Source organism: Dermacoccus sp. Tok2021 (assembly GCF_019895135.1).
GTDB lineage: Bacteria > Actinomycetota > Actinomycetes > Actinomycetales > Dermatophilaceae > Dermacoccus > Dermacoccus abyssi.
Genome location: NZ_JAGTHU010000011.1, coordinates 1 through 19964, shown reverse-complemented (window position 1 = coordinate 19964; position 19964 = coordinate 1). Strand labels below are relative to the sequence as shown.

At 69.6% G+C, this 19964-nt stretch carries 25 protein-coding genes and 1 pseudogene; 12 read left to right on the top strand and 14 right to left on the bottom strand.

What is annotated here, in order from left to right; genetic code table 11:
• Position 1: 1 nt before the first annotated feature.
• Complete coding sequence (locus K9D12_RS07820; RefSeq protein WP_223059881.1) at positions 2 to 424, bottom strand: hypothetical protein; 423 nt, start codon at positions 422 to 424, stop codon at positions 2 to 4.
• A gap of 176 nt (positions 425 to 600) precedes the next feature.
• Here K9D12_RS07820 and K9D12_RS07815 point away from each other — a divergent pair, with 176 nt between their 5' ends.
• The 8 genes from K9D12_RS07815 to K9D12_RS07780 all read left to right on the top strand — a co-directional run bounded on the left by K9D12_RS07815 (position 601) and on the right by K9D12_RS07780 (position 6920).
• Positions 601 to 1401, top strand: a complete 801-nt coding sequence (locus tag K9D12_RS07815; RefSeq protein ID WP_223059880.1) for a VOC family protein — start codon at positions 601 to 603, stop codon at positions 1399 to 1401.
• Between the two features lie 139 nt (positions 1402 to 1540).
• Complete coding sequence (locus K9D12_RS07810; RefSeq protein WP_223059879.1) at positions 1541 to 1960, top strand: hypothetical protein; 420 nt, start codon at positions 1541 to 1543, stop codon at positions 1958 to 1960.
• Positions 1961 to 2027: 67 nt separating this feature from the next.
• The gene (purB, locus tag K9D12_RS07805) at positions 2028 to 3449 is read left to right on the top strand and encodes an adenylosuccinate lyase (protein WP_223059878.1); all 1422 of its coding nucleotides are present in this window, start codon (positions 2028 to 2030) and stop codon (positions 3447 to 3449) included.
• A 261-nt stretch (positions 3450 to 3710) separates the two neighbouring features.
• Positions 3711 to 4139, top strand: coding sequence for a DUF350 domain-containing protein (locus K9D12_RS07800; protein WP_129666219.1), 429 nt, complete (start codon positions 3711 to 3713; stop codon positions 4137 to 4139).
• A gap of 11 nt (positions 4140 to 4150) precedes the next feature.
• On the top strand, positions 4151 to 4606 hold the full coding sequence (locus K9D12_RS07795) for a DUF4178 domain-containing protein (RefSeq protein WP_223059877.1): 456 nt from the start codon (positions 4151 to 4153) through the stop codon (positions 4604 to 4606).
• Positions 4603 to 5103, top strand: a complete 501-nt coding sequence (locus tag K9D12_RS07790; RefSeq protein ID WP_223059876.1) for a DUF2617 family protein — start codon at positions 4603 to 4605, stop codon at positions 5101 to 5103. The genes K9D12_RS07795 and K9D12_RS07790 overlap by 4 nt, the downstream gene beginning before the upstream one ends.
• Complete coding sequence (locus K9D12_RS07785; RefSeq protein ID WP_223059875.1) at positions 5100 to 5336, top strand: hypothetical protein; 237 nt, start codon at positions 5100 to 5102, stop codon at positions 5334 to 5336. The genes K9D12_RS07790 and K9D12_RS07785 overlap by 4 nt, the downstream gene beginning before the upstream one ends.
• A 39-nt stretch (positions 5337 to 5375) precedes the next feature.
• The gene (locus tag K9D12_RS07780) at positions 5376 to 6920 is read left to right on the top strand and encodes a polyamine aminopropyltransferase (RefSeq protein WP_223059874.1); all 1545 of its coding nucleotides are present in this window, start codon (positions 5376 to 5378) and stop codon (positions 6918 to 6920) included.
• A gap of 10 nt (positions 6921 to 6930) precedes the next feature.
• On the opposite strand, the gene K9D12_RS07775 is transcribed toward K9D12_RS07780, so the two are convergent.
• The 4 genes and pseudogenes from K9D12_RS07775 to K9D12_RS07760 all read right to left on the bottom strand — a co-directional run bounded on the left by K9D12_RS07775 (position 6931) and on the right by K9D12_RS07760 (position 10133).
• Positions 6931 to 7857: a tryptophan-rich sensory protein gene (locus K9D12_RS07775; RefSeq protein ID WP_223059873.1), complete on the bottom strand. Its 927-nt coding sequence runs from the start codon at positions 7855 to 7857 to the stop codon at positions 6931 to 6933.
• A 101-nt stretch (positions 7858 to 7958) separates the two neighbouring features.
• Positions 7959 to 8477: pseudogene (locus K9D12_RS15260) on the bottom strand (type II CAAX prenyl endopeptidase Rce1 family protein); the annotation flags it as partial.
• Positions 8478 to 8595: 118 nt separating this feature from the next.
• Positions 8596 to 9249 carry a VOC family protein gene (locus tag K9D12_RS07765; protein ID WP_047311164.1) on the bottom strand — a complete coding sequence of 218 codons (654 nt, stop codon included), beginning with the start codon at positions 9247 to 9249 and terminating at the stop codon, positions 8596 to 8598.
• A gap of 71 nt (positions 9250 to 9320) precedes the next feature.
• Complete coding sequence (locus tag K9D12_RS07760) at positions 9321 to 10133, bottom strand: RNA methyltransferase (protein WP_047310679.1); 813 nt, start codon at positions 10131 to 10133, stop codon at positions 9321 to 9323.
• A 65-nt stretch (positions 10134 to 10198) separates the two neighbouring features.
• Between K9D12_RS07760 and K9D12_RS07755 the strand changes: the two genes are divergently transcribed.
• Positions 10199 to 10759, top strand: a complete 561-nt coding sequence (locus K9D12_RS07755) for a DUF1990 family protein (protein WP_165357962.1) — start codon at positions 10199 to 10201, stop codon at positions 10757 to 10759.
• 12 nt (positions 10760 to 10771) lie between these two features.
• On the opposite strand, the gene K9D12_RS07750 is transcribed toward K9D12_RS07755, so the two are convergent.
• The 7 genes from K9D12_RS07750 to K9D12_RS07720 form a co-directional block, all read right to left on the bottom strand.
• On the bottom strand, positions 10772 to 11038 hold the full coding sequence (locus K9D12_RS07750) for a DUF2283 domain-containing protein (RefSeq protein WP_370633479.1): 267 nt from the start codon (positions 11036 to 11038) through the stop codon (positions 10772 to 10774).
• Complete coding sequence (locus K9D12_RS07745) at positions 11007 to 11912, bottom strand: HAD family hydrolase (protein ID WP_370633478.1); 906 nt, start codon at positions 11910 to 11912, stop codon at positions 11007 to 11009. Before K9D12_RS07745 ends, K9D12_RS07750 begins: the two co-directional genes overlap by 32 nt.
• A gap of 134 nt (positions 11913 to 12046) precedes the next feature.
• Complete coding sequence (locus K9D12_RS07740; protein WP_223059872.1) at positions 12047 to 13429, bottom strand: DUF4064 domain-containing protein; 1383 nt, start codon at positions 13427 to 13429, stop codon at positions 12047 to 12049.
• 60 nt (positions 13430 to 13489) lie between these two features.
• On the bottom strand, positions 13490 to 14698 hold the full coding sequence (locus tag K9D12_RS07735; RefSeq protein WP_223059871.1) for an ABC transporter permease: 1209 nt from the start codon (positions 14696 to 14698) through the stop codon (positions 13490 to 13492).
• A 3-nt stretch (positions 14699 to 14701) separates the two neighbouring features.
• Complete coding sequence (locus tag K9D12_RS07730) at positions 14702 to 15604, bottom strand: ABC transporter ATP-binding protein (protein WP_223059870.1); 903 nt, start codon at positions 15602 to 15604, stop codon at positions 14702 to 14704.
• A gap of 90 nt (positions 15605 to 15694) precedes the next feature.
• The gene (locus tag K9D12_RS07725; RefSeq protein WP_129666195.1) at positions 15695 to 16366 is read right to left on the bottom strand and encodes a response regulator transcription factor; all 672 of its coding nucleotides are present in this window, start codon (positions 16364 to 16366) and stop codon (positions 15695 to 15697) included.
• Positions 16363 to 17709, bottom strand: coding sequence for a sensor histidine kinase (locus tag K9D12_RS07720; protein WP_370633477.1), 1347 nt, complete (start codon positions 17707 to 17709; stop codon positions 16363 to 16365). The genes K9D12_RS07725 and K9D12_RS07720 overlap by 4 nt, the downstream gene beginning before the upstream one ends.
• 258 nt (positions 17710 to 17967) lie before the next feature.
• On the opposite strand from K9D12_RS07720, the gene K9D12_RS07715 reads away from it, so the two are divergent.
• The 3 genes from K9D12_RS07715 (at position 17968) to K9D12_RS07705 (ending at position 18818) form a co-directional block, all read left to right on the top strand.
• Complete coding sequence (locus K9D12_RS07715) at positions 17968 to 18150, top strand: hypothetical protein (protein WP_047310683.1); 183 nt, start codon at positions 17968 to 17970, stop codon at positions 18148 to 18150.
• A gap of 45 nt (positions 18151 to 18195) precedes the next feature.
• On the top strand, positions 18196 to 18450 hold the full coding sequence (locus K9D12_RS07710; RefSeq protein ID WP_047310684.1) for a hypothetical protein: 255 nt from the start codon (positions 18196 to 18198) through the stop codon (positions 18448 to 18450).
• Between the two features lie 209 nt (positions 18451 to 18659).
• Positions 18660 to 18818: a hypothetical protein gene (locus K9D12_RS07705; protein WP_156170135.1), complete on the top strand. Its 159-nt coding sequence runs from the start codon at positions 18660 to 18662 to the stop codon at positions 18816 to 18818.
• A gap of 9 nt (positions 18819 to 18827) precedes the next feature.
• Here K9D12_RS07705 and K9D12_RS07700 read toward each other — a convergent pair whose 3' ends face one another.
• Positions 18828 to 19484, bottom strand: coding sequence for a DUF1345 domain-containing protein (locus K9D12_RS07700; protein ID WP_223059869.1), 657 nt, complete (start codon positions 19482 to 19484; stop codon positions 18828 to 18830).
• Between the two features lie 127 nt (positions 19485 to 19611).
• Entirely contained in the window at positions 19612 to 19806 is a 195-nt protein-coding gene (locus K9D12_RS07695; protein WP_129666189.1) for a hypothetical protein, read from the bottom strand.
• Between the last annotated feature and the right edge of the window lie 158 nt (positions 19807 to 19964).

Below are 19964 nucleotides of genomic sequence, written 5' to 3'. Positions count from 1 at the left end.
CTCAGACGGCGGGCAGTTCGGCGCGCGCCATGCGTGACGCCCAGCGCAAGAGGACGACGTCGTCGGTGAGGCCGTTGGGCCGCGAGTCCGGGATGACGTCCTCCACGTCGACGAGGTAGACGAACGCTGCCACGACGAGGCGCAGACGTGCCTTGCCGGTGATGCTGGTGGTGTGTGGGTCGTCGTGGCCGTCCACGGTGAGCATGCCCTCGTCGACGTAGGCGTCGACGACCGAGCAGATGATGTCGAGGTCAAGCCCTTGCGCGCCCTCGTACAGGCGCGGGTTGCTCTCGCGCTTCGACTCGACGCTGGCGAGCAGCCTGTGCAACTCCGTGCGGGAGGCGATGAGTGACGCCGCCCGGAGCCGCGCGCGCCGGAACGCTGCCGACGTGAGAATGCGCGCTTCGGCGGAGGGCTGGGTCACGGCGACAAGAGTAGGCCTCGTCGGGTCTTCGTGGGCACGTATTGGACGCCTTATCCCGAACGTGCGACCTGATCACCGGAATCTGCGCAGGAGCCAGACACCCTGGCGGTTGTCGGTGGCCCGTGGTTGGCTCATGTCGAGCCGTTGAACTCGGCACTTCGAACGAAGGAGCTCCCATGCCCACCCGTGACACGAACTGGCCTGCAGGCACCCCGAACTGGGTCGACTGCTGCTTCGACGACGTGAAGAAGGCCGGCGACTTCTACGCCAAGCTCTTCGGCTGGGACGTGCAGGAGGGCCCGGCCGAGATGGGCGGCTACGCACTGTGCTTCAAGCACGGACGATCCGCCGCTGCCATCACGCCGCGTATGGCGCCAGAGGTTCCCACGGCGTGGTCGACGTTCTTCGCCTCCGACGACGTCGATGCCACCGCCGAGGCGGTGCGCGCCGCGGGAGGCAGCGTCATCGCCGAGCCGATGGGCGTCGCCGGTGCAGGCCGCATGGCGTTCTTCACCGATGCCGAGGGTGCCGCGTTCGGCGCCTGGCAGGGCGGTGAGCACCACGGTTTCGGCATCTTCAACGAGTCTGGCTCCGTGGGTTGGAACGACCTCATGACGCGAGACCTCGAGGGCGCGAAGGCGTTCTACGGCAAGGTCTTCGGGTTCAGCTACGACGAGATGGGCGCCGACTACGTCACGTGCAAGCGCGCCTCCGGCGGTGAGGTCGTCGCCGGGATCCATCTCGCGGAGCACCTGCCGGACGAGGTCCCGGCGAACTGGCTCACGCACTTCGTCGTGGCCGACCGCGACTCGAGCGTCGCCATCGTCGAGGAGCTCGACGGCGAGGTGCTCATGAGCTTCGACACCCCGTTCGGCCCCGAGGCCACCATCCGCGGCCCCGAGGGCGAGGTCTTCAACGTCATCTCCTACACCGCGGAAGCCGAGGAGGAGGCGGAGCACGATCGCGACGCCGAGTGACGAGCAGGTGAGGTGAGTCGGCCCTGACCCAGGAAAATCCCGGGTACTTGTCAGGTCTGCCGGTTCCGGACGAGAGCCTTCTCCTAGGTGGACGCGGTTGGCTGTGGGGACACTGCTTCATTCCACGCGAAGGACCATCATGGCGAGCTCCACGCCCGCGAATTCCTCAGCCGCGACGGCACCCACTCGTACGTTCGCAGCACTCGTCGGCGTCGCGTCGCTCGCCGTGCTGCTGCAGGGCCTGTGGGCCGGATTGTTCATGTCGACGCCCGACACCGACCCTGAGAAGACGCCCTGGCTCGAGGTCCATTCGTGGTGCGGGAAGGCCGCCATCGGGTTCGCGCTCCTCGCCACGGTGTGGGTGTTCCTGAAGCTGCGTGAACGCACCGACCTGACCTTCGGTGCGCTGGCGTTGACGGTGCTGTTGATCCTCGAGGCCTATCTCGGGGGGCTCATCGTGGACGAGGGCAAGGACGTCATGGCCGCCGTCCATGTCCCGCTGGCGATGGCGCTCATGGGCCTGGCGGTGTGGCTCCCGCTGCGGGCCCGAAAGCGCTGACTCCACCGTGGGGATGAGCCTCGGATGCGACACGCGTCCGGGGCTCGTCGTTTGGAACAATGGGTGCATGCACAGCCTCGCCGACACCCAGCCCTCCATCGCCCTCGGAGCCCTCGACGGCCGCTACCGCGGCGCCGTCGCCCCGCTCGTCGACCACCTGTCGGAGGCCGCGCTCAACCGCATGCGCGTGCACGTCGAGGTCGAGTGGCTCATCCACCTCACCGACGCCGGCATCCTCGACGGCGTACGCGCGCTGGACGACGGCGAGAAGGAGGCGCTGCGCGACGTCGTCGAGGAGTTCGACGGTGACGACATCGCCGAACTCGCCGAGATCGAGCGCGAGACGGTGCACGACGTCAAGGCCGTCGAGTACTACCTCAAGCGCCGCCTCACGCAGATCGTGGCCGACGCGGGCCACGACGACGCCGAGCAGCTCTCGGAACTCATCCACTTCTGCTGCACGAGCGAGGACATCAACAACCTCAGCTACGCCCTCATGGTGCAGCGTGCGACGCAGCAGGTGTGGCTGCCGAAGGCGACGACGCTCGTCGAGCAGGTCGCGACGATGGCCCGTGACATGCGTGACGTGCCGCTGCTCGCGCACACCCACGGCCAGCCCGCGACGCCGACGACGATGGGCAAGGAGTTCGCGGTGCTCGCCCACCGCCTGGGCCGTCAGCTGCGCCGCATCGGCGGGCAGGAGTACCTCGGCAAGATCAACGGAGCCACCGGCACGTTCGGTGCGCACACGGCTGCGGTGCCGAGCGCCGACTGGCCGGCACTGAGCAAGTCGTTCGTCGAGGGCCTCGGCCTCACGTGGAACCCGTTGACGACGCAGATCGAGAGCCACGACTGGCAGGCCGAGCTCTACGCCGACATCGCGCGGTTCAACCGCATCCTGCACAACATGTGCACCGACGTGTGGACCTACATCTCGATGGGCTACTTCGCGCAGGTGCGCGGCCAGGGCACCGTCGGCTCGTCGACGATGCCGCACAAGGTGAACCCGATCCGCTTCGAGAACGCCGAGGCCAACCTCGAGGTCTCGAGCGCTCTGCTCGACGTTCTCGCCTCGACGCTCGTCACGTCGCGCCTGCAGCGCGACCTCACGGATTCCTCGATGCAGCGCAACATCGGCACCGCGTTCGGGCACTCGGTGCTGGCCATGGACAACGTCGCGCGGGGCCTCGGCGGTCTCGACCCCGTGCCGGGCGCCATGGCCAAGGACCTCGAAGCCAACTGGGAGGTGCTCGGCGAGCCCATCCAGACGGCGATGCGCGCGCTCGGCGCCCAGGGCGTGCCCGGCATGGAGCAGCCGTACGAGCGCCTCAAGGAGTTGACGCGCGGTCGCCGTATCACCGGTGACGACCTGCGCGAGTTCGTGCGCGGCCTCGACCTTCCCTCCGACGTCGAGGCGCGTTTCCTCGAGATGACGCCTGCCACCTACATCGGCATCGCACCTCAGCTCGTCGATTACCTCGAGGTCTGACGAACCTGCGCTCACGCGACGCCCTGCCCGCAGCTGTGCTCCGCGGGCAGGGCGTCGTGCTGCGCGATGACAGGCGGCGTCAGGACACAACGTACGACCGCGCCACCACCGCACCCGAGCCACCCGCGGCTCTCACCCCCTAATCACCCCTTGGGGCGGAGTGATTCGCCTATAGTTCTTGCATGTTCCGGGGGCATCGCGCAGTCACTGCGCGTGGGGAACGGCCCCAGCCCTGCGTCGGCCGGGAAGGCGATGAATTCGATGACCGCATCCGATCTGCTCTACGACGTCGGGGCCATCGCGGCCTTCGCCATCGTCGGCTGCGCGCTCCAGGCGCTCGGCTACTTCATGACCGATCTGCTGACGCCGGGTCGCCTCGCCGACATCATCTGGCGTGAGCGCAACCAGAACGCGGCGATCCTCGTGTCGGCGAACCTCATCGCCGTCGGCCTCATCGTCTTCACCGCCATCCGCTCGTCGCACGACGGCCTCGCGGCGGGTCTCCTGAGCACTGCCGTCTACGGCATCCTCGGCCTCGTCTTCATGGCCCTGAGCTTCTTCGCCCTCGACGCACTGACGCCGGGCAAGCTGGGCGCGTTGCTGCTGCAGGAGGACAGGCACCCGGCGGTCTGGGTGTCGGCGGCGGCTCACATCGCGGTCGCGCTCATGATCTGCGCCGCCATCTCCTGATCGGCGCTCCCATGACCCACGACGCGCTGACCATCCGCCCCGGCTCGCACCTCTCGCTCGCGGGCGCTCCCGCGCGCGTCGAGGAGACCCTCGAACTCACCGTCGACGACTTCACCTGGCACTCGCACCGCCTCAGCGGGCATCCGGACGCCGACTGGCTCACTGTCGAGGACGACGAGGGCACGCTCAGCCTCACCCTGTGGAAGGACCGCCCGGCCCTGCCCGAGCGCGGCGAGCCTGGCGATCGCAACGTCGTCTGCGACGGCACGGAGCTGCGCCGCAACGAGGACGGCACGGGCACCTACCGCAGCCTTCCGTCGGGGCGCTCGGGCCGTTACGCCTACGCCGACTACCGCCTCGGCGGCACGCTCGTCGCCTTCGAGCGCTTCGACGACGGCGCGTGGGAGCCGTCGACCGGCCGTCACATCCCGGCGTTCGGCGTGCAGGTCACCGGGGGTTCGTCGTGACCCTTCACGCCATCGCGTCGCCGTTCGTCGACACCCGCGCCGCCGACCTACGCCTGGGGCTCGGCTTGGCCCCTGTGGAGCCTCTCGCCACCTGCTTCGTGGCGGGTGCCGACCTGCGCGTGCTCGGGGCCTCGCACCAGGTCGTCATCGAGACGGAGGACGAGCCGTTCACCGAGACGATCGCCTACCTCCCCCACGTCCCGATGCCTCTGCCGGAACGCCACACCGCGCCCGGCTACTCGCTGCGCACGAGCGTCACGCACCTGGCTCCGGACGCCCTGCGCGACGCGGTCAACGCGTTCGTCCCTGCGCTCGGCGAGCGTGACGACGCCGTCGTCGCGCGCTTTCCCGGGCATGACCTCGCGTTGACGGCCCTCCTCGCCGAGCGCCTCGACGACGTCCTCACGTGGCGCACCTGGCACGTCTACCCGCAGCACGGAGAACTGGTCGAGACCGCGTCCTCGCTCGACCTGCAGCGACGGAGGGATCCGGCATGAAGCGCACCGTCAACATACTGCTCGTCGCGGCCCTCGGCCTCGGGTTGAGCGGCTGCGGCACGAGCAAGGAAGAGGAAGCCTGCCGCGAGCAGCAGCGTCAGATGGCGCGAGCGCAGGGCTTCACGCCCAACGAGCGGGCCGTCAAGGAGGCCTGCGACAACGATCACCGCAGCTCGACGACGCGCCGTCACGGTAGTTCCTTCCGCGGTGGCGGTTCGGGCAGCGGAAAGTGAGCGACGCTGTTCGCAGCGTTCGCGCGATCGAGGTGAGCCGTGCGCTCACCGTCTGAGGCTCCCCGCTTCGCCCGCGCCCTCGTCTTCGGCGCCGTCCTGCTGTGCGCCGCATGCGGTCTCGTCTACGAGCTCGCGCTCGTCGCACTCGGCTCGTACCTGCTCGGCAACTCGATCACGCAGACGTCGATCGTCCTGTCGGTCATGGTGTTCGCCATGGGCATCGGCTCGCTCGCCGCGAAGCGCCTCGTCGGCCAGGCGGCCAGCAACTTCGCCCTGATCGAGCTGGCCCTCGCCGTCATCGGCGGCACGAGCGTCATCGTGCTGTACGCCGCCTTCGCGTGGTGGTCGCTCTACGGGCCGGCACTCGTTGCCCTCGCCTTCACGATCGGGGCGCTCATCGGTGCCGAGATCCCCCTGCTGATGACGTTGCTGCAGCGCATCCGCAAGCAGGATGCGTCGGACGCCGTCGCTGATCTCTTCGCCGCCGATTACGTCGGCGCCCTCGTGGGTGGCCTGGCGTTCCCGTTCCTCCTGCTGCCCCTCTTCGGCCTGCTCCGCGGCACACTCGCCGTCGGCGCCGTCAACGCCCTCGTCGGTGTTGCCTTGTGCCTGTGGGTGTTTCGTGACTCGTTCACGACGTGGGGGCGGCGCCTCGTCGGCGGCGCGCTCGCCGTGACGCTGGTCGGGCTCGCGGGGCTTGCCTGGTTCTCGGGGAAGTTCGAGCTGTCCGCGCAGCAGCGCATCTACCGCGATCCGATCGTCGTGAGCGAGCGTTCGGCCTACCAGGACATCGTCGTCACGTCCGGCCTCGACGGACGCGACGTGCGGCTGTTCCTCAACGGTGACCTGCAGTTCTCGACGCTCGACGAGTACCGCTACCACGAGGCGCTCGTCGCTCCTGCGATGAACGGGCCGCGCACGAAGGTCCTCGTGCTCGGCGGGGGCGACGGACTCGCGGCACGGCGGGTGCTCGAGTATCCCGGCGTCGAGAAGGTGACGCTCGTCGACCTCGACCCGGCGGTGGTCGATCTCGCGCGCACGCGGCCCGAATTCGTCGCGGCCAACGCCGATGCGATGGACGACCCGCGCCTGACCTATCGCGCCGCCGATGCGTTCACGTGGCTGCGCACCCAGAACGAGACGTTCGACGCCATCGTCGTCGACTTCCCCGACGCCGACGACGTGGCCACCGCGAAGCTGTACTCGCAGGAGATCTACGGGCTGATGAACAGGGCCCTCGCCCCCGGCGGCCGCATGGTCGTCCAGAGCGGCTCGCCGTTCTTCGCCCGCGAGGCTTACTGGACGACGGAGGCGACCCTGCGCCGCGCCGGGTTCGCGACAACGCCGTACCACGTCGACGTGCCGAGCTTCGGCGACTGGGGCTTCCACCTCGCGACGCGCTCGTCGACGCCGCCGTCGCTCACGCTGCCCGATGACGCCCCGGCGCAGCGCTTCGTCACGCAGGACGTGCTGCGCGCCGCTGCCGTCTTCCCGCCCGACCGTGGCCGGATGCCCGTGAAACCGTCGACCCTGCTGTCGCCCACGATCCTCGACGCGCAGAAGGGCGCCTACCGGGGCTACTGAGCCCGAGGTGTCAGCGACGCGGGTTCAAGCGCGCGATGGCACCGGTGAGCACGGCTGCGAAACCGGTCCACGCGGCGTACGGCGCGAGCGCGACGCCGCGCTCCGGGGTGTGAGCACCGGCTCGGCGCACGAGGTCGGCGCTGCTCACGGCGAGTGCAATGGCCTCGAGGCAGGCGGGACGCAACTTCTTTCGGTCGAAGAACAGCACGCTCCATCCCGCGTTGAGCACGAGGTTGCCGGCCAGAGCCGCTGCATAGGCCTTCTGCTCGCGCGTGCGCCCCTGCTCGCCGAGGTCCGCGAGCACGAGGGAACTCGTGAGCGCGATGTCGGCATACAGCGCCGTCCACGCCACGGGGAAGACCCACGCAGGCGGCTGGAAAGCGGGCTTGCGCAGGGTGCGGTACCAGAGCGAGTCGGGGTCGGTCGCGAGACTGCCGACCACCGCGGTCGCCGCGACGGCGGCGCTCGTGCGCGCGAGCGTCCGACCCCATCGGCGGGTGTCGGCGCTGCGCGAGGCGGTCCGGACGGCGTCACGGAAGGTGGTGTGCCCGCCCGGCGGCGGCCCCACGAGGTTGTCGAGGTCGCGTTCGTGGACGACGGTGTCGTGCTGCAGGCTGCCGATGAGCGGTGTGGCGAGCTGTGTCGTCACGGGTGTCACGAGGCCGACCCAGTAAGCCGCCAGCCCCGGAGTCGTCACGGGCGCCTTGAGCACGATGCGCGGTCGCAACCCCACCCTCGTGGCGTACTCGCTCATCATGTCGGCGTACTGGATGGCCCCGGGGCCCCCGATGTCGAAGGTGCGGTTGATGTCGGTCGGCAGGTCCGCCGCGGCCACGAGGTAGTGCACCGCGTCGGCCACGGCGATGGGCTGGATCGTGTTGCGCACCCACCGCGGCGCGAGCGCCCCCGGCAGCCGCTCGGCGAGGTGACGCAACATCTGGAACGACGACGACCCTTCACCGATGACGACGCCCGCCTCGGGGCGTGAAGGGTGCCGGTGCGGCGGCGCAGGAGCGCGCACACCCCGCCAAGCACGAGGCCGGCGAAGGCGAGCATCCAAATGCCCGAGGCAGCCGTGACGACGGTGTAGACGAGGGTGCTCGTGACGACAGGAGCGTGGCCGCGCAACGCGTCGTAGAGCGCGCCACGGAAGAAGTCCTCCTCCGCCACGCCGTTGACGAGGGTGAGGACGAGAACCACGACGAAGGCGCCGCGGTCGGCGTGATCGAGGAGTTGCTGGACGGGGTCGCGTAACGCGGGAATCTGCGTGAGAACAAGCGCACCGACGAGAAAAGCCCCTGCGAGTGCGGCCCCGACGCCGGCGCCGAGAGCCACGTCGGCTGCGGGCCGACGCGCTCCGGTCGGCTTCGGCGCTTCACGCCCACCCGGACGTCGGGCCAGGAACGCGCCGACGAACCACACCGCGGCCAGCAGCGCCGTCGCGGGGTAGAAGAGTGCATCAGCGGGCTCGATCGACAGGCTCCACGCCAGCACGAGCGTGCCGACGACGAGCGTCAGCCCGCAGGCGAGACGTTGCCGTGTCACCGAGTCGCCCATATGTTCATCCGACCACCCGCGCCAGGTGAGGTTAAGCCTCCCCAGAGGCGTACGACGGCAACGCAACGGGCCGGCATCCGAACGTGGATGCCGACCCGTGATGAGCGTGATGCGTGCGTCAGATCGTGACGTCGCCGCGGGGCGTCGTGAACGTCACCGACAGCACCGACGGGGTGCCGTGCGGGGCGACGAAGGAGAAGTCGATGCTCGGCTCCCACTCCTCGCGGTCGACGCCCGGTTCACCGGAGAGGCCGATCCACTCGCGCACGCGCTCGGGCGCGCCGGCGAGCGTGATGCCCTTGAGGCCCGAGTCGCTGGGGCCGTCCGACGACGGGTGGGTCGCGTCGTCGTCCCACTTGATGAAGTAGGGCAGCTGCGGGTCGAGGACGAGGTCGCTGATGCCGATCTGCTGCCAGGTGACCTCGGTGCCGTCGGGGCGGTGACGGCGGCCTTCGGTGGTGCCGCGACCGAGCTTCTCGACGGGGCGGGTCATGTCGTCGAGTTCGACGACCCAACCGATCCAGCCGCCACCGTTGGCGGAGCGAGCCTTGACGGCCTGGCCGTACGGCATCTTGTCGACGCTGGGGTGCTCGAGGGCTTCGACGACCTCGAGGAACCGGTGCTCGGTGAGCGGCAGGATGACGTTGCGGGTACCGAACCGCGGGTGAACGCCGCCGTCGAGTGCTTCCACGCCGAGCTGCTGCGCGAGTCGCTCGGCCGTCGCCTGCAGACCGTCGGACTCGGCCGCATACATCACGTGGTCAATACGCATGTGCACACTGTGCCACGCCCATTGGTGTGGACTGTAATCCGGGTCACTCTCCTTCGACCCGGCGCGCTCCGTCAACCGCGCACGCCGCGCTGACGCATCGCTTCGTAGAGCAGAACGGCGGCGCTCGTCGCGACGTTGAGGGAGTTGACCTGGCCCACCATGGGGATGCGCACGCGGGTCGTGGCAGCGGCGAGCGCCTCGTCGGTGAGGCCGTACTTCTCGGTGCCGACGGCGATCGCGACGGGGCCGCGGTAGTCGACGTCGGTGTGCATGACGTCGGTGTCCGGCGTCGCCGCGACGAGCGGAATGCCGCGCTCTTCGAGCCAGCTCAGGGTCTCGGAGGTGGACGCGGCGGCCACCGGCACGCTGAAGACGGTGCCCTTCGAGCCGCGCACGACGTTGGGGTTGCCCCAGTCGGTGACCGGGTCGGCGGCGATGACGCCGTCGACGCCGACCGCGTCGGCGGTGCGGAGCATGGCCCCGAGATTGCCGGGCTTCTCGACGCCCTCGGCGACGAGAAGGAGCGGACTCTCGGGCAGGTCGAGTTCGCGCGGGTGGGCCTGGACGCTCGGCACGACGGCGAGGAAGCCGTCCGGCCCCTCGCGGTAGGCGACCTTCTCGAACGCGGCGCGCGCCACCGTCACGATCTCGGCCCCGGCGGCGCGGGCGGCGTCGACGACGTCCTGCTGGCGGTCGGCGTCGAGCATGAGGTCGTCGCACGTGTAGAGGGCCCGGGGGCGCACCCCTGCATCGAGCGCGAGCGACAGTTCCTCGTACCCCTCGAGCAGGGTGACGCCCTCGTTCTCGCGGGTACGGCGCTTACGCAGACCGACGAGCCCCTTGAGGCGCGGGTTGGTCGCGGAGGTGAGGTGAAGATCAGCCACCCGCCCATTCTCCCCCACTCAACCCCCACCGCCGAAGCCCCGATCTGCACGTGCAGGATGGTGCTGTGGTGAGGAGTGAGGCGGGGGTCGGGCTGTTGTCCGAGGCGACGGTTCGGACGCTGGCCGGAGCACAGATCACCGCTCCGACGGAGCTTCTCGCCTTCGACTTCGACGACACGGCAGCGCCGGCACCTCGGGGCTTCGAGCGGCTCGCGGAGTCGGCACTGCTGCGCCGTTCGGATCTCGACGCCGTCGGCGACGAGTTGCTTTCGTGGGGTCTCCAACTGGGCTCGGGGATGACGGTGCGGGCGAACGACGTGCCGCTGCGCGCGGGCACCGTCGTCGTGCTCGGTCTCGGCGTCGGGCGGGTGCGCCTGCCGATTCCGTGCCGCGTCACGGAGGTGATCGACGAGCCGCACCGGCGCGGATTCGCCTACGCGACGCTGCCCGGTCACCCCGAGTGCGGCGTCGAACGTTTCCTCGTCGAACGTCGCGGCGATGACGTGTGGGTCAGCATCGACTCCCTCAGTCGGCCCGGCTGGCTCCTCACCCGCATCGGCGCCCCCGTCATGCGGTGGGCGCAGCGCTGGATGACGCGCCGCTACCTGCGGGCTCTGGCCCGCTGAAGCGACGGGCGATCAGTCGTCCAACCGGTGCGCGGCGGCCAGCACCTCCGGCGCGAGCAAACGGCTCGCGCCGAGCACCTCCACGCCGACCAGGCGGCCGTTCGCGTCCACGTCCAACGCGACGTCGATACCCGGCTCGCCGCCGAGGTCGACCGGGACGGTGCGCGTCACACCGCCGGCTCCCGGGTCCGGGCCGAGCGCGACGTACGCCGCGTCGGCCTCGCCATCGAACGTCAGCCGCACCGCGTCAGCAGGCACCCCGCCGTCGGGCGGATTCACAGAGCGAGCGCAGGACGTCGGCGGCGCCGTCGTTCTCGATCGGGCCGGTCACCTCGTCCGCGGCGTCCTTCACCTCGTCGGGCGCCTGGCCCATCGCGACGCCGCGCGCAGCCCACTCGAGCATCTCGAGGTCGTTGCGCTGATCGCCCACGGCCACCGTGTTCGACGGCTCGATGGCGAGCTTGCGGCGCACCAACTCGAGCGCCGACGCCTTCGAGACGCCCTCGGGGTTGATGTCCATCCAGGCCGTGTACCCAACGGCGTAGTTGACGTGGTGCAGGCCGATGCGGTCGGCGAGCTCGAGGAAGTCCTCGCTCGTGCCCGACGGCGAGCGGAACGTCACGCGCGTCACGGGCTCCGACATGAGCTCCTCCCACTCCACGACGGTCTGCTCGCCGTCGAGTTCCCCGTCGGGGAAGGGCGCGGTGACCTTGAACCCGTCCGGCCCCTCGACGGCGATGACGGCATCCTCCCACTGCCCACGCAGCAACGACAGCGCCGGCGCGGGGTCGAACGTCACCCGGTCGACGACCTCGTAGCCCGCGTCGAGCGAGCTGTCGAGACGCAGGGTGATGGCGCCGTTCGAGCACACGACGTAGCCGTGGTCGAGGTCGAGCATGCGCAGGATCGGCGTCGTCGCGACAACGGCGCGCCCCGTCGACAGGACGACGTGGTGGCCGGCGGCGACGGTGTTGCGCACGGCGTCACGCGTCGCGTCGTGCATCGTGCCGTCGTACTGCAGGAGAGTGCCGTCGATGTCGAGGCAGACCATGAGCGGTGGCCATTCGTGCGAGCCGGCACCTGCGCCGGGTCGGACGCTGTTCGCGGCCGCAGCCTCGGGAATGACGGGCGTCGTGTCGTCGGACGGAGTCACACGCACACCCTACGCGTCGCGCCTTCCCGCGAACGTCACGGCGTGAGCTGCACGGGGGCGGCAGGAGGAAGGACGAACAGACGCCCAGGGCCCCTTCCGATCGCTCGGAAGGGGCCCTCGTCAGGTAAGGCAGATCAGTGGTTCTGGCCGAACCCGCCCTGCGGGGCCGAGCCGTACTGCTGGCCGTTGCCCTGGCCGAACTGCTGCTGGCCCTGCTGGTAGCCACCGTTCCACTGCTGGCCGCCGTTCGTCGCCGAGGCGCTCGAGCCCTTGCGGCTCTGCAGGAACGCGACGACACCGACCGCGAGCGCCGCGAGCCCCGCGAGGAGCGTCAACCACACGCCGGCGCCGATCGTCGCCGAGTAACCGGATGCGGCGCCACCGTCACCGACGGCACTGGCCGTGCTCGGGAACTGCAGGATGCCGATGATGAGCAGCACGACGCCGAGGGCGGCCGTGACGATGCCCGTCACCTTCGCGTTGAGCTTGCCCAGAGCGGCGAGCACGCCGGCCACGGCGAGACCGATGGCGAGGATGAGGACGAAGATGCCGCCCGTGTTGCTCGACTCACCGAGCGTCGGGTTGGCCGAGTTGCTGTTGCCGCCGATGCCGTTGAGCGCGACGGTCTCACTGCCCGACTTGAACGTCACCCACGCGACGAACGGAGCGATGAGTGCCAGGAGGGCTGGCAGGAACGGGCCGAACTTCGCCACGGGGGACGCGCTCGAGGTCTTCGTCGGCTGGGCCGACTGCGACTGACCGTACGCGGCCGACGTGTACTGGCCCTGCTGGCCGCCGTGCGCCGGGGTCGTGTGCTGGCCCGAGCCGTACGTCTGGCCGCCCTGGGGCGACGAGCTGTACTGACCGGGCTGAGCGTAGCCACCCTGCGGAGCGGAGTTGTACTGCCCACCCTGCGGCGCCGAACCGTACTGCTGGCCGCCCTGGGGCGAGGAGTTGTACTGACCCGGCTGCGCATGACCACCCTGCGGCGCGGAGCCGTACTGCTGGCCTCCCTGGGGCGACGAGTTGTACTGACCCGGCTGCGCATGACCACCCTGCGGCGCGGAGCCGTACTGCTGGCCTCCCTGGGGCGACGAGTTGTACTGCTGACCCGCGCCGTACTGACCCTGCGGAGCGGAGTTGTACTGCCCACCCTGCGGCGCCGAACCGTACTGCTGACCCGCGCCGTACTGACCCTGCTGGCCGGCAGCACCCGGGTAACCCTGCGCGTAGGGAGCCGACTGCTGCTGGGCGATGGGCGCGCTCGGGTAGGCCTGCGAATGCGCGGACGACGCCTGCGTCGGCGACTCCGCACGCTCGGGGGACTGCCCCGGCTGAGCTGCAGCCTGCGGCTGGTCACGGTAGGCCACCTGCGTGGCATCGTTCTCGAACCGCTGGGTGTGGTCGTGCACCGGGTTCGGCTCAGCCGCCGGCGTCGAACCGCCCGCGATGCGGGTCTCTGCCTCTGAGTCGCCGCCGCCCCAGGTGGAGGCGGGCTTCTCGTTGTTGTCGCTCATGCGACCCTCCCGTGTCGAGATGCTGAAGTGTGATCTGCGCCCAAATCTACCGGGGAGCCCTCACGCCTGCAGCTTGAAGGCCTCCTTGTAGCTCAGGCGCCCACCCGTCTGCATGACGCTGCGGCTGTAGAGGCGCGTCGCGACCCGAGTGATGGCGATCGCAGCGACACCCGCGATGACGAGCGCGACGAGCGGCTCCCACCAGGCTGCATCGCCGGTGATGACGCGCGCGGGCATCGCCACCGTCGAGACGACCGGCACGAACGAGGCCACCTTGAGGGCCGTTCCGGTGAGCATCATGCCGAGCATGAGCACGACGACGACGAGCATTGTCACCGGCTGGGCGGTCGTCTGGACGTCCTCGCTACGTGACGCGAGCGCGCCGGCCACCGCGAACATGCAGGCGACGACGAGGAAGCCCGCGAGGAAGAACACGACGAACCACCCCGAGGCACTCGCCACGGTGCCGATGAGCGTGCTCCACCGTGTCTGCGACAACCCGATGAGCGCTACGCCGACGAGCAGCGTCACCTGGGCCAACGCGAGGACGGCGTTGCCGATGACCTTACCGGCGAGCAGGTGCTTGAGCGGCACCGCGCTGGCCAGGATTTCGACGATGCGTGACTGCTTCTCCTCGACGACGCTCTGCGCGATCGGCATGCCGAAGATGAAGGCGACGAAGTAGAACAGGAACGCGAAGATGAAGGTGACGAGCTTACCCAGCCCGGCGTTGACGGATCCGGGGTCGAGCCGTTCGTCCGTCACGTTCGCTCCGCTCGAGAGCTTGGCGAGATCGACGCCCTGAGCCTTCGCGTTCGCGGCGAGCGTCTGCTCCGCGGCGGCGCTCGTGACGAACTTCTTCACGTCGGCGTCGACGTCCTTGTCACCGACGAGCGTCCAGCCGCCGGAGGTGGGCAGGAGCGCCAGATCGGCGCGACCGCTCTTGACCGCGTCGCGGGCGTCGGCGGGCGACGACGCGGAGACGCTCGTGTACTCGACCTTGTCGTGGTCGGCCTTCGCCGCCTTCTCGGCGGCGTCGACGAGTGAGCTTCCCGAGAGCCCGGCCGCGTTCTTCTGCGTCACGACGGCGATGGACGACGTAGGCGTCTTGCCCGAGAGCCAGATCTGGACGCCGAACGTGCCTGCGACGAGCAGGAGCGTCACGACGAGCGACATGAGGAAGTTCTTGTCCCGCGCCTTCACGGAAAGTTCGCGCAGGGCGACGATCTGCCAGGCGGGGCGGGTCTGGGTTTCTGCGGCGGCGTTCATTCCTCAGGCCACCTCTCGGTAGATGTCGGCGAGTTGGGGCACGAGTTCGTGGAACTCACGCACGCGGCCCCGCTCCATCGCGCGGCGGAGCACAGCGTCCGCGGCTGCCGCGGAACGCTCGGGTTCGGAGGGAAGTTCGAGCACGGCCACCGGTCCGTCGATGTCGACGACGCTGATGCCGAGCGAGTCGGCCACGTCGCGCAGCCAGCCGGCGTCGGCGTCGAGGACGAGGCGGTGGCGAACGCGACCGCGGCGGCGCAGATCCTGCGCGCGCCCTTCGGCCACGACCTCGCCGCGCGCGAGGATGACGAGCCCGTCGCACAACCGCTCGACGAGGTCGAGCTGGTGGCTGCTGAACAACACCGGCACGCCGCGTGCGGTGAACTCGCGCAGGAGGTCGACCATCGAGTCGACGGCCTGCGGGTCGAGGCCGCTGAACGGCTCGTCGAGGATGAGCGCCGACGGGTCGGTGATGACGGACGCCGCAATCTGCACGCGTTGTTGGTTACCGAGCGAGAGCGCTTCGAGCTTGTCCTTCGAGCGCTCGGCAAGGCCGAATCGGTCGAGCAGCTCGAGGCCGCGGGTGCGGGCCACGGACGCCTTCACGCCGCGCAGTTGCGCGAGGTAGACGAGCTGGTCGATGAGCGGCTGCTTCGGGTAGAGGCCGCGCTCCTCGGGCATGTAGCCGATCGAGCGACGGTCGGCCGCCGTGATCGGCTGCCCGTTCCACAGCGCTTCGCCGGCGCTGGGCTCGAGCACGCCCATGATCATGCGCATCGTCGTCGTCTTGCCGGCGCCGTTGCCGCCGACGAAACCGGTCATCCGGCCGTCCGGCACGCTGAAAGACACGTCGCGCACGGCGACCTTGTCGCCGAACGTGCGGCTCAGCCCTTTCGCTTCGAACATCGTCCGTTCCTCTCGGTTTCGCCCTTTGGGAGGTACGTGAACCATCCTGGCGAAACGGCGGGGTTCTCACCTCCGCCGGGAGGATGAACTTCAGGTGCCGGGCTGCTCCCCCACGCGCACGAGGCCGGTTTCGTAGGCGGCGACGGCGGCCTGCACGCGATCGCGCAGGTCGAGCTTCATGAGGACGTTCGACACGTGCGTCTTGACGGTGGCCTCACCGACGAAGAGTTCGTCGGCGATCTCCGCGTTCGAGCGCCCGCGCCCGAGCAGCGCGAGAACGTCGCGTTCGCGCGGGGTGAGCGCGGCGAGGCGGGCATCCGCTTCGGGTGCGGCCTGCTGCGCGGTACGTCGTTCGATGACGCGGCGCGTCACCTCGGGGGCGAGCAGCGCGTGGCCGTGACCGACGGTTCGCACCGCCTCGGCGAGTTCGTCGGCCTCGGCGTTCTTGAGCAGGAAGCCGCTCGCGCCGGCGTCGAGCGCGCTGAAGAGGTAGTCGTCGCGATCGAAGGTCGTGAGGATGACGACGCGGCCCAGGCCCTCCTCGACGAAGCGGCGCGTGGCCTCGATGCCGTCCATGACGGGCATCTGTACATCCATGAGCGTGACGTCGGGGTGCAGCTCGCGCGCGACCGCGAGCGCCTCCTCACCGTTCGCGGCGGTGGCGACGACGTCGAGGTCGTCCTCCACCGACAGGATGAGGGAGAACCCGCCGCTCACCATCCGCTGGTCGTCGACGATGAGGACCCTGAGCGATTCGGTCACGGCGTCTCCTTGTTCCTGGTCGAGGCGGCGAGAGGCAGGCGCACGCGCACACGGTATCCACCGGTGAGGCGCGGCCCGATCTCGGCCGAGCCGTGGTGGGCGCGCACCCGTTCACGCATGCCGAGCAGGCCCAGCCCGCTGCCGGACGTACCCGCGCGGGGGCGGCCGTCGTCGAGCACCTCGACCTCGACGTAGCGGCCGTTGCCCTCGCCACCCGCGCGCAGCGTGACGGTGGCTGCCGTGGCCGTCGAGTGACGCTGGACGTTGGCGAGCGCCTCCTGCACGGTGCGGTAGATGCTGTGCCCGACGTTGGCGGGCACGTCGACGTCGACGAGGTCGTCGAGGCGCACGTCGAAGGTGGGGGTGCGTACGCCCGCCACGAGGGCGGCGACGTCGTTCAGGCCCGGTTCGGGTGCGCGTGCGGCGCCGTTCGTGGGCTCGCCCGAGCCGTTCGCAGTGTGTTGTCCGTCGGCGCGCAGAGTGCCGAGCAGGGCGCGCATCTGCGTGACGGCCTCACGCGACGAGGCCTCGACGTTGCTCAGCGAGTCCGTCGCGCGCTCAGGGTCTTTCACCATCACCTTGCGGGCCGCTGCGGCCTGGATGCCGATGGCCGCTACGTGGTGGGCGACGACGTCGTGCAGTTCGCGTGCGATGCGCAGCCGCTCCTCGACGACGGCCTGCTCGGTGAGTTGGCCGGCCTGACGGGTGATCGTCTGGGCCTGCTGGTGGGCGAACGCGCGGGCACGGGCGCCACGCCACGAGTTCGCCCCGGCCCCGACCGCCGTCGCGAAGTAGAGCACGTTGATCATCAGCCCCTGCAGGACGGCTGCGGCCGTCGCGCCGAACCACGGGTCGCGCGCCTTGGCGGGCTGGGCGTTGTAGGAGTCGAGGAGGTCATCGTTCATCGCCGCCACGGACCACTGCACGCTCAGCCAGCCGAACATGAACAGCACGAGGCCCGCTGCCGCGAGGGTGACCAGCTTGCGGTCGGGCGCCCAGGCGAGCGCGGTGAAGATGGCGAAGAAGTACACGCCCTGCATGGCGATGGACGACATCACCGGCACCTGCGTCAGCCCCATGACGAACATGTGCGCGGCCGTGACGAGCATGACGGTGACGGGGAAACGTCGGCGCAGCACGAGCGGGCCGGCTCCGATGGCGGCGCTCAGATACAGCGCCCAACGCGGCCACAGGGAATCGGCCGAGAAGCCGAGTGCGCGCCACACCTCGAGACCCAGCAGCGCGCCGAGGAAGAACAGGATGGCGATGAGAACATCTCGCCTCAGCCAGGCGTCAGGTCGACTGCGCACCCATTCGTCGTCGAGGCCGAAGAACTGTTTCACCCGACCGAGGGTAGAGCGCAGTCGCCGGGCGCACCTCCCTCAAGCGGCGGAGATACTCGCACGGGGCTAGGCCACCCCTGGGGTCGGGTGACAGACGACGTACCTCCTGATTAGCTGAGTGGGTGTCCTACTCGCGGCGGCGCCTGAGCGTAAGCCGCACGCGGGCAGACAATTTCGGCAATCATGGCCGGGGCGGCACTCCCACGTGTGGGCCGGCCGTCCACTGCCTTGCACGAGACTCGATGTGGAGGAACTGACATGACGGTAGCGACTGACGCTGTCTTCGAGATGCCGGACGACGGCGACAACGAGGGCGGGCGCCCGAGCGAGCGCGACAAGCGCAACATCACAGACCCGGAGGCGGGCGGCGAAGCAGACCGCGTCGACGAGGACAACGTGCCCCAGTCCGGCCTCGACAAGGACCGCCTCCAGGGCGAGTGACGGCACCAACCCACCCCGCCGGAACACACGAAAAGGACATCACCCATGAGCCACACCCCCGAAGAACTCGAAGCTGCGCGCGAGGCCGCCCAGGCCGCCGTCGACACCGCGACGTCGTGGGACTACAGCGCCGGCGACGCCAAGATCGACAGCAAGCTGCGGGAGGGCCTCGATGCAGCGGGCGTCACCATCGACGATGACGAGTTCGAGCGCATCGTCCGCGAGATCGACGCGCTCACCGGTGACGAGGACGCGGGCACGCCCCAGGTGAGCGCCGCTCGCCCGACGACCGGCGCCTGAGCGCTCCCCGATCGGGCGGCCGCCGGCTGCGCGGGCGCGCTTGCGAGCCATCGCGACGAAGCGTCGCAAGTGCGCCCCTGCAGCGTCCTCGTGACGCGCTCACCGGCGGCCGCCCGACTGCCTGCCCTTGATGTGCCCGCGCCGGCCGGGCACGGGCACGCCAAAAACCACGCACACCAGAAGAATGCGCACCGAACAAGGGAGATCCCATGGGTATCGACAAGCTCACCGACGCGTTCTCGAACGACGAGGACCACGACGAGGGCGGCGAAGACGCCCGCAACGAGGCTCGCGCGATCGACGAGGGCTCGCCCGAGCGCGAGATCGTCAGCGACGACCCCGGCACGCCCACCGAAACCACCGACTGACGGCGCGGCCTAGCTCGACGCGAGCGACACGACGAGGTTGAGCGTCGTCGCGACGACGCCGACGCCCAACACGTAGCTCAACAGCGTGTGGGCGAGCACGAGGCGGCGCATCTGGCGGTTCTTCAGGTTGGTGTCGGCGATCTGATACGTCATGCCGAGGTCGAACGCGACGTAGGCGAAGTCGTAGTAGTCGGGCTCGCCGCCCTCGAAGTCGATGCCGTGGGCGCCAGGCCCGCCGCCGTAGTACTCGCGGGCGTAGCGCAGGGTGTAGACGAGGTGGACGAGGAACCACGACGTGAGCACGCTGCCCGCACCGAGGAGTGCTTCGGGTGTTCCACTGCTGTGGTGCCCCGCTGCCGCGAGCAGCAGCCCGACCCCGCCGAGGCTCGCGACGGTGCCGGTGAGCACGACGAGTTCCGACGCCGTGACGCTCGGGTCCTCCTCGCGCGCGTGCTCCGCGGCCTCGTGTTCGTCCATGCCGCGCACGATGAGCCACGTCCACGCGGCCAAGGTGAAGGCGGCCGTCGTCCAGCCCGCCATGACGTCGAAGGAGAGGCTCCGCGCAAGGTTCGCCATCGACAGGGCAGCGACGAGCGCGCCCAGCGCGATGCACACAGCCAGTCTGACGCCGGCGCGCTGCGTCAGCGCGCGAGGGTGCGAAGCCATGGGGTGAACGGTAGCGCTCGCCATGGGCGGGCGATGTGTGACCTTCGGCCCAGGATGTGAGTTGTGGCCCGGTCTGTGAGCTGCGCCGGTCACAGACCGGGCCAGAGCTCACATCCTGCGATGGGTCCTACCGCTTGTCAGCGCGCTTCTTCTCGGCATCGCGCGCGAGGATGTAGCCCACGAACCCACCCGCGATTCCGAGAACGGCGGCGGGGACGACGGTGGCCCACCACGCCTCGCCCTTGTCGTGGAAGAACAACAACCCGAGCACGAATCCGATGACAAAGCCCGTTGAAGCGTTGACGCTGTTCGACAGCTTCATGACAAAGGAATCTAGCCAGCGCAGCGCATCGGAGGGGCGAACGATGCGTGAAATCACGTACGTTCCCTGCAGTTCTCCACACTCAGCGGACTCCGAACTCGTCGGCGAAGGACACCCTCATTGCCTCTTACAAGTGACGCCATGAACAACGACTCTCA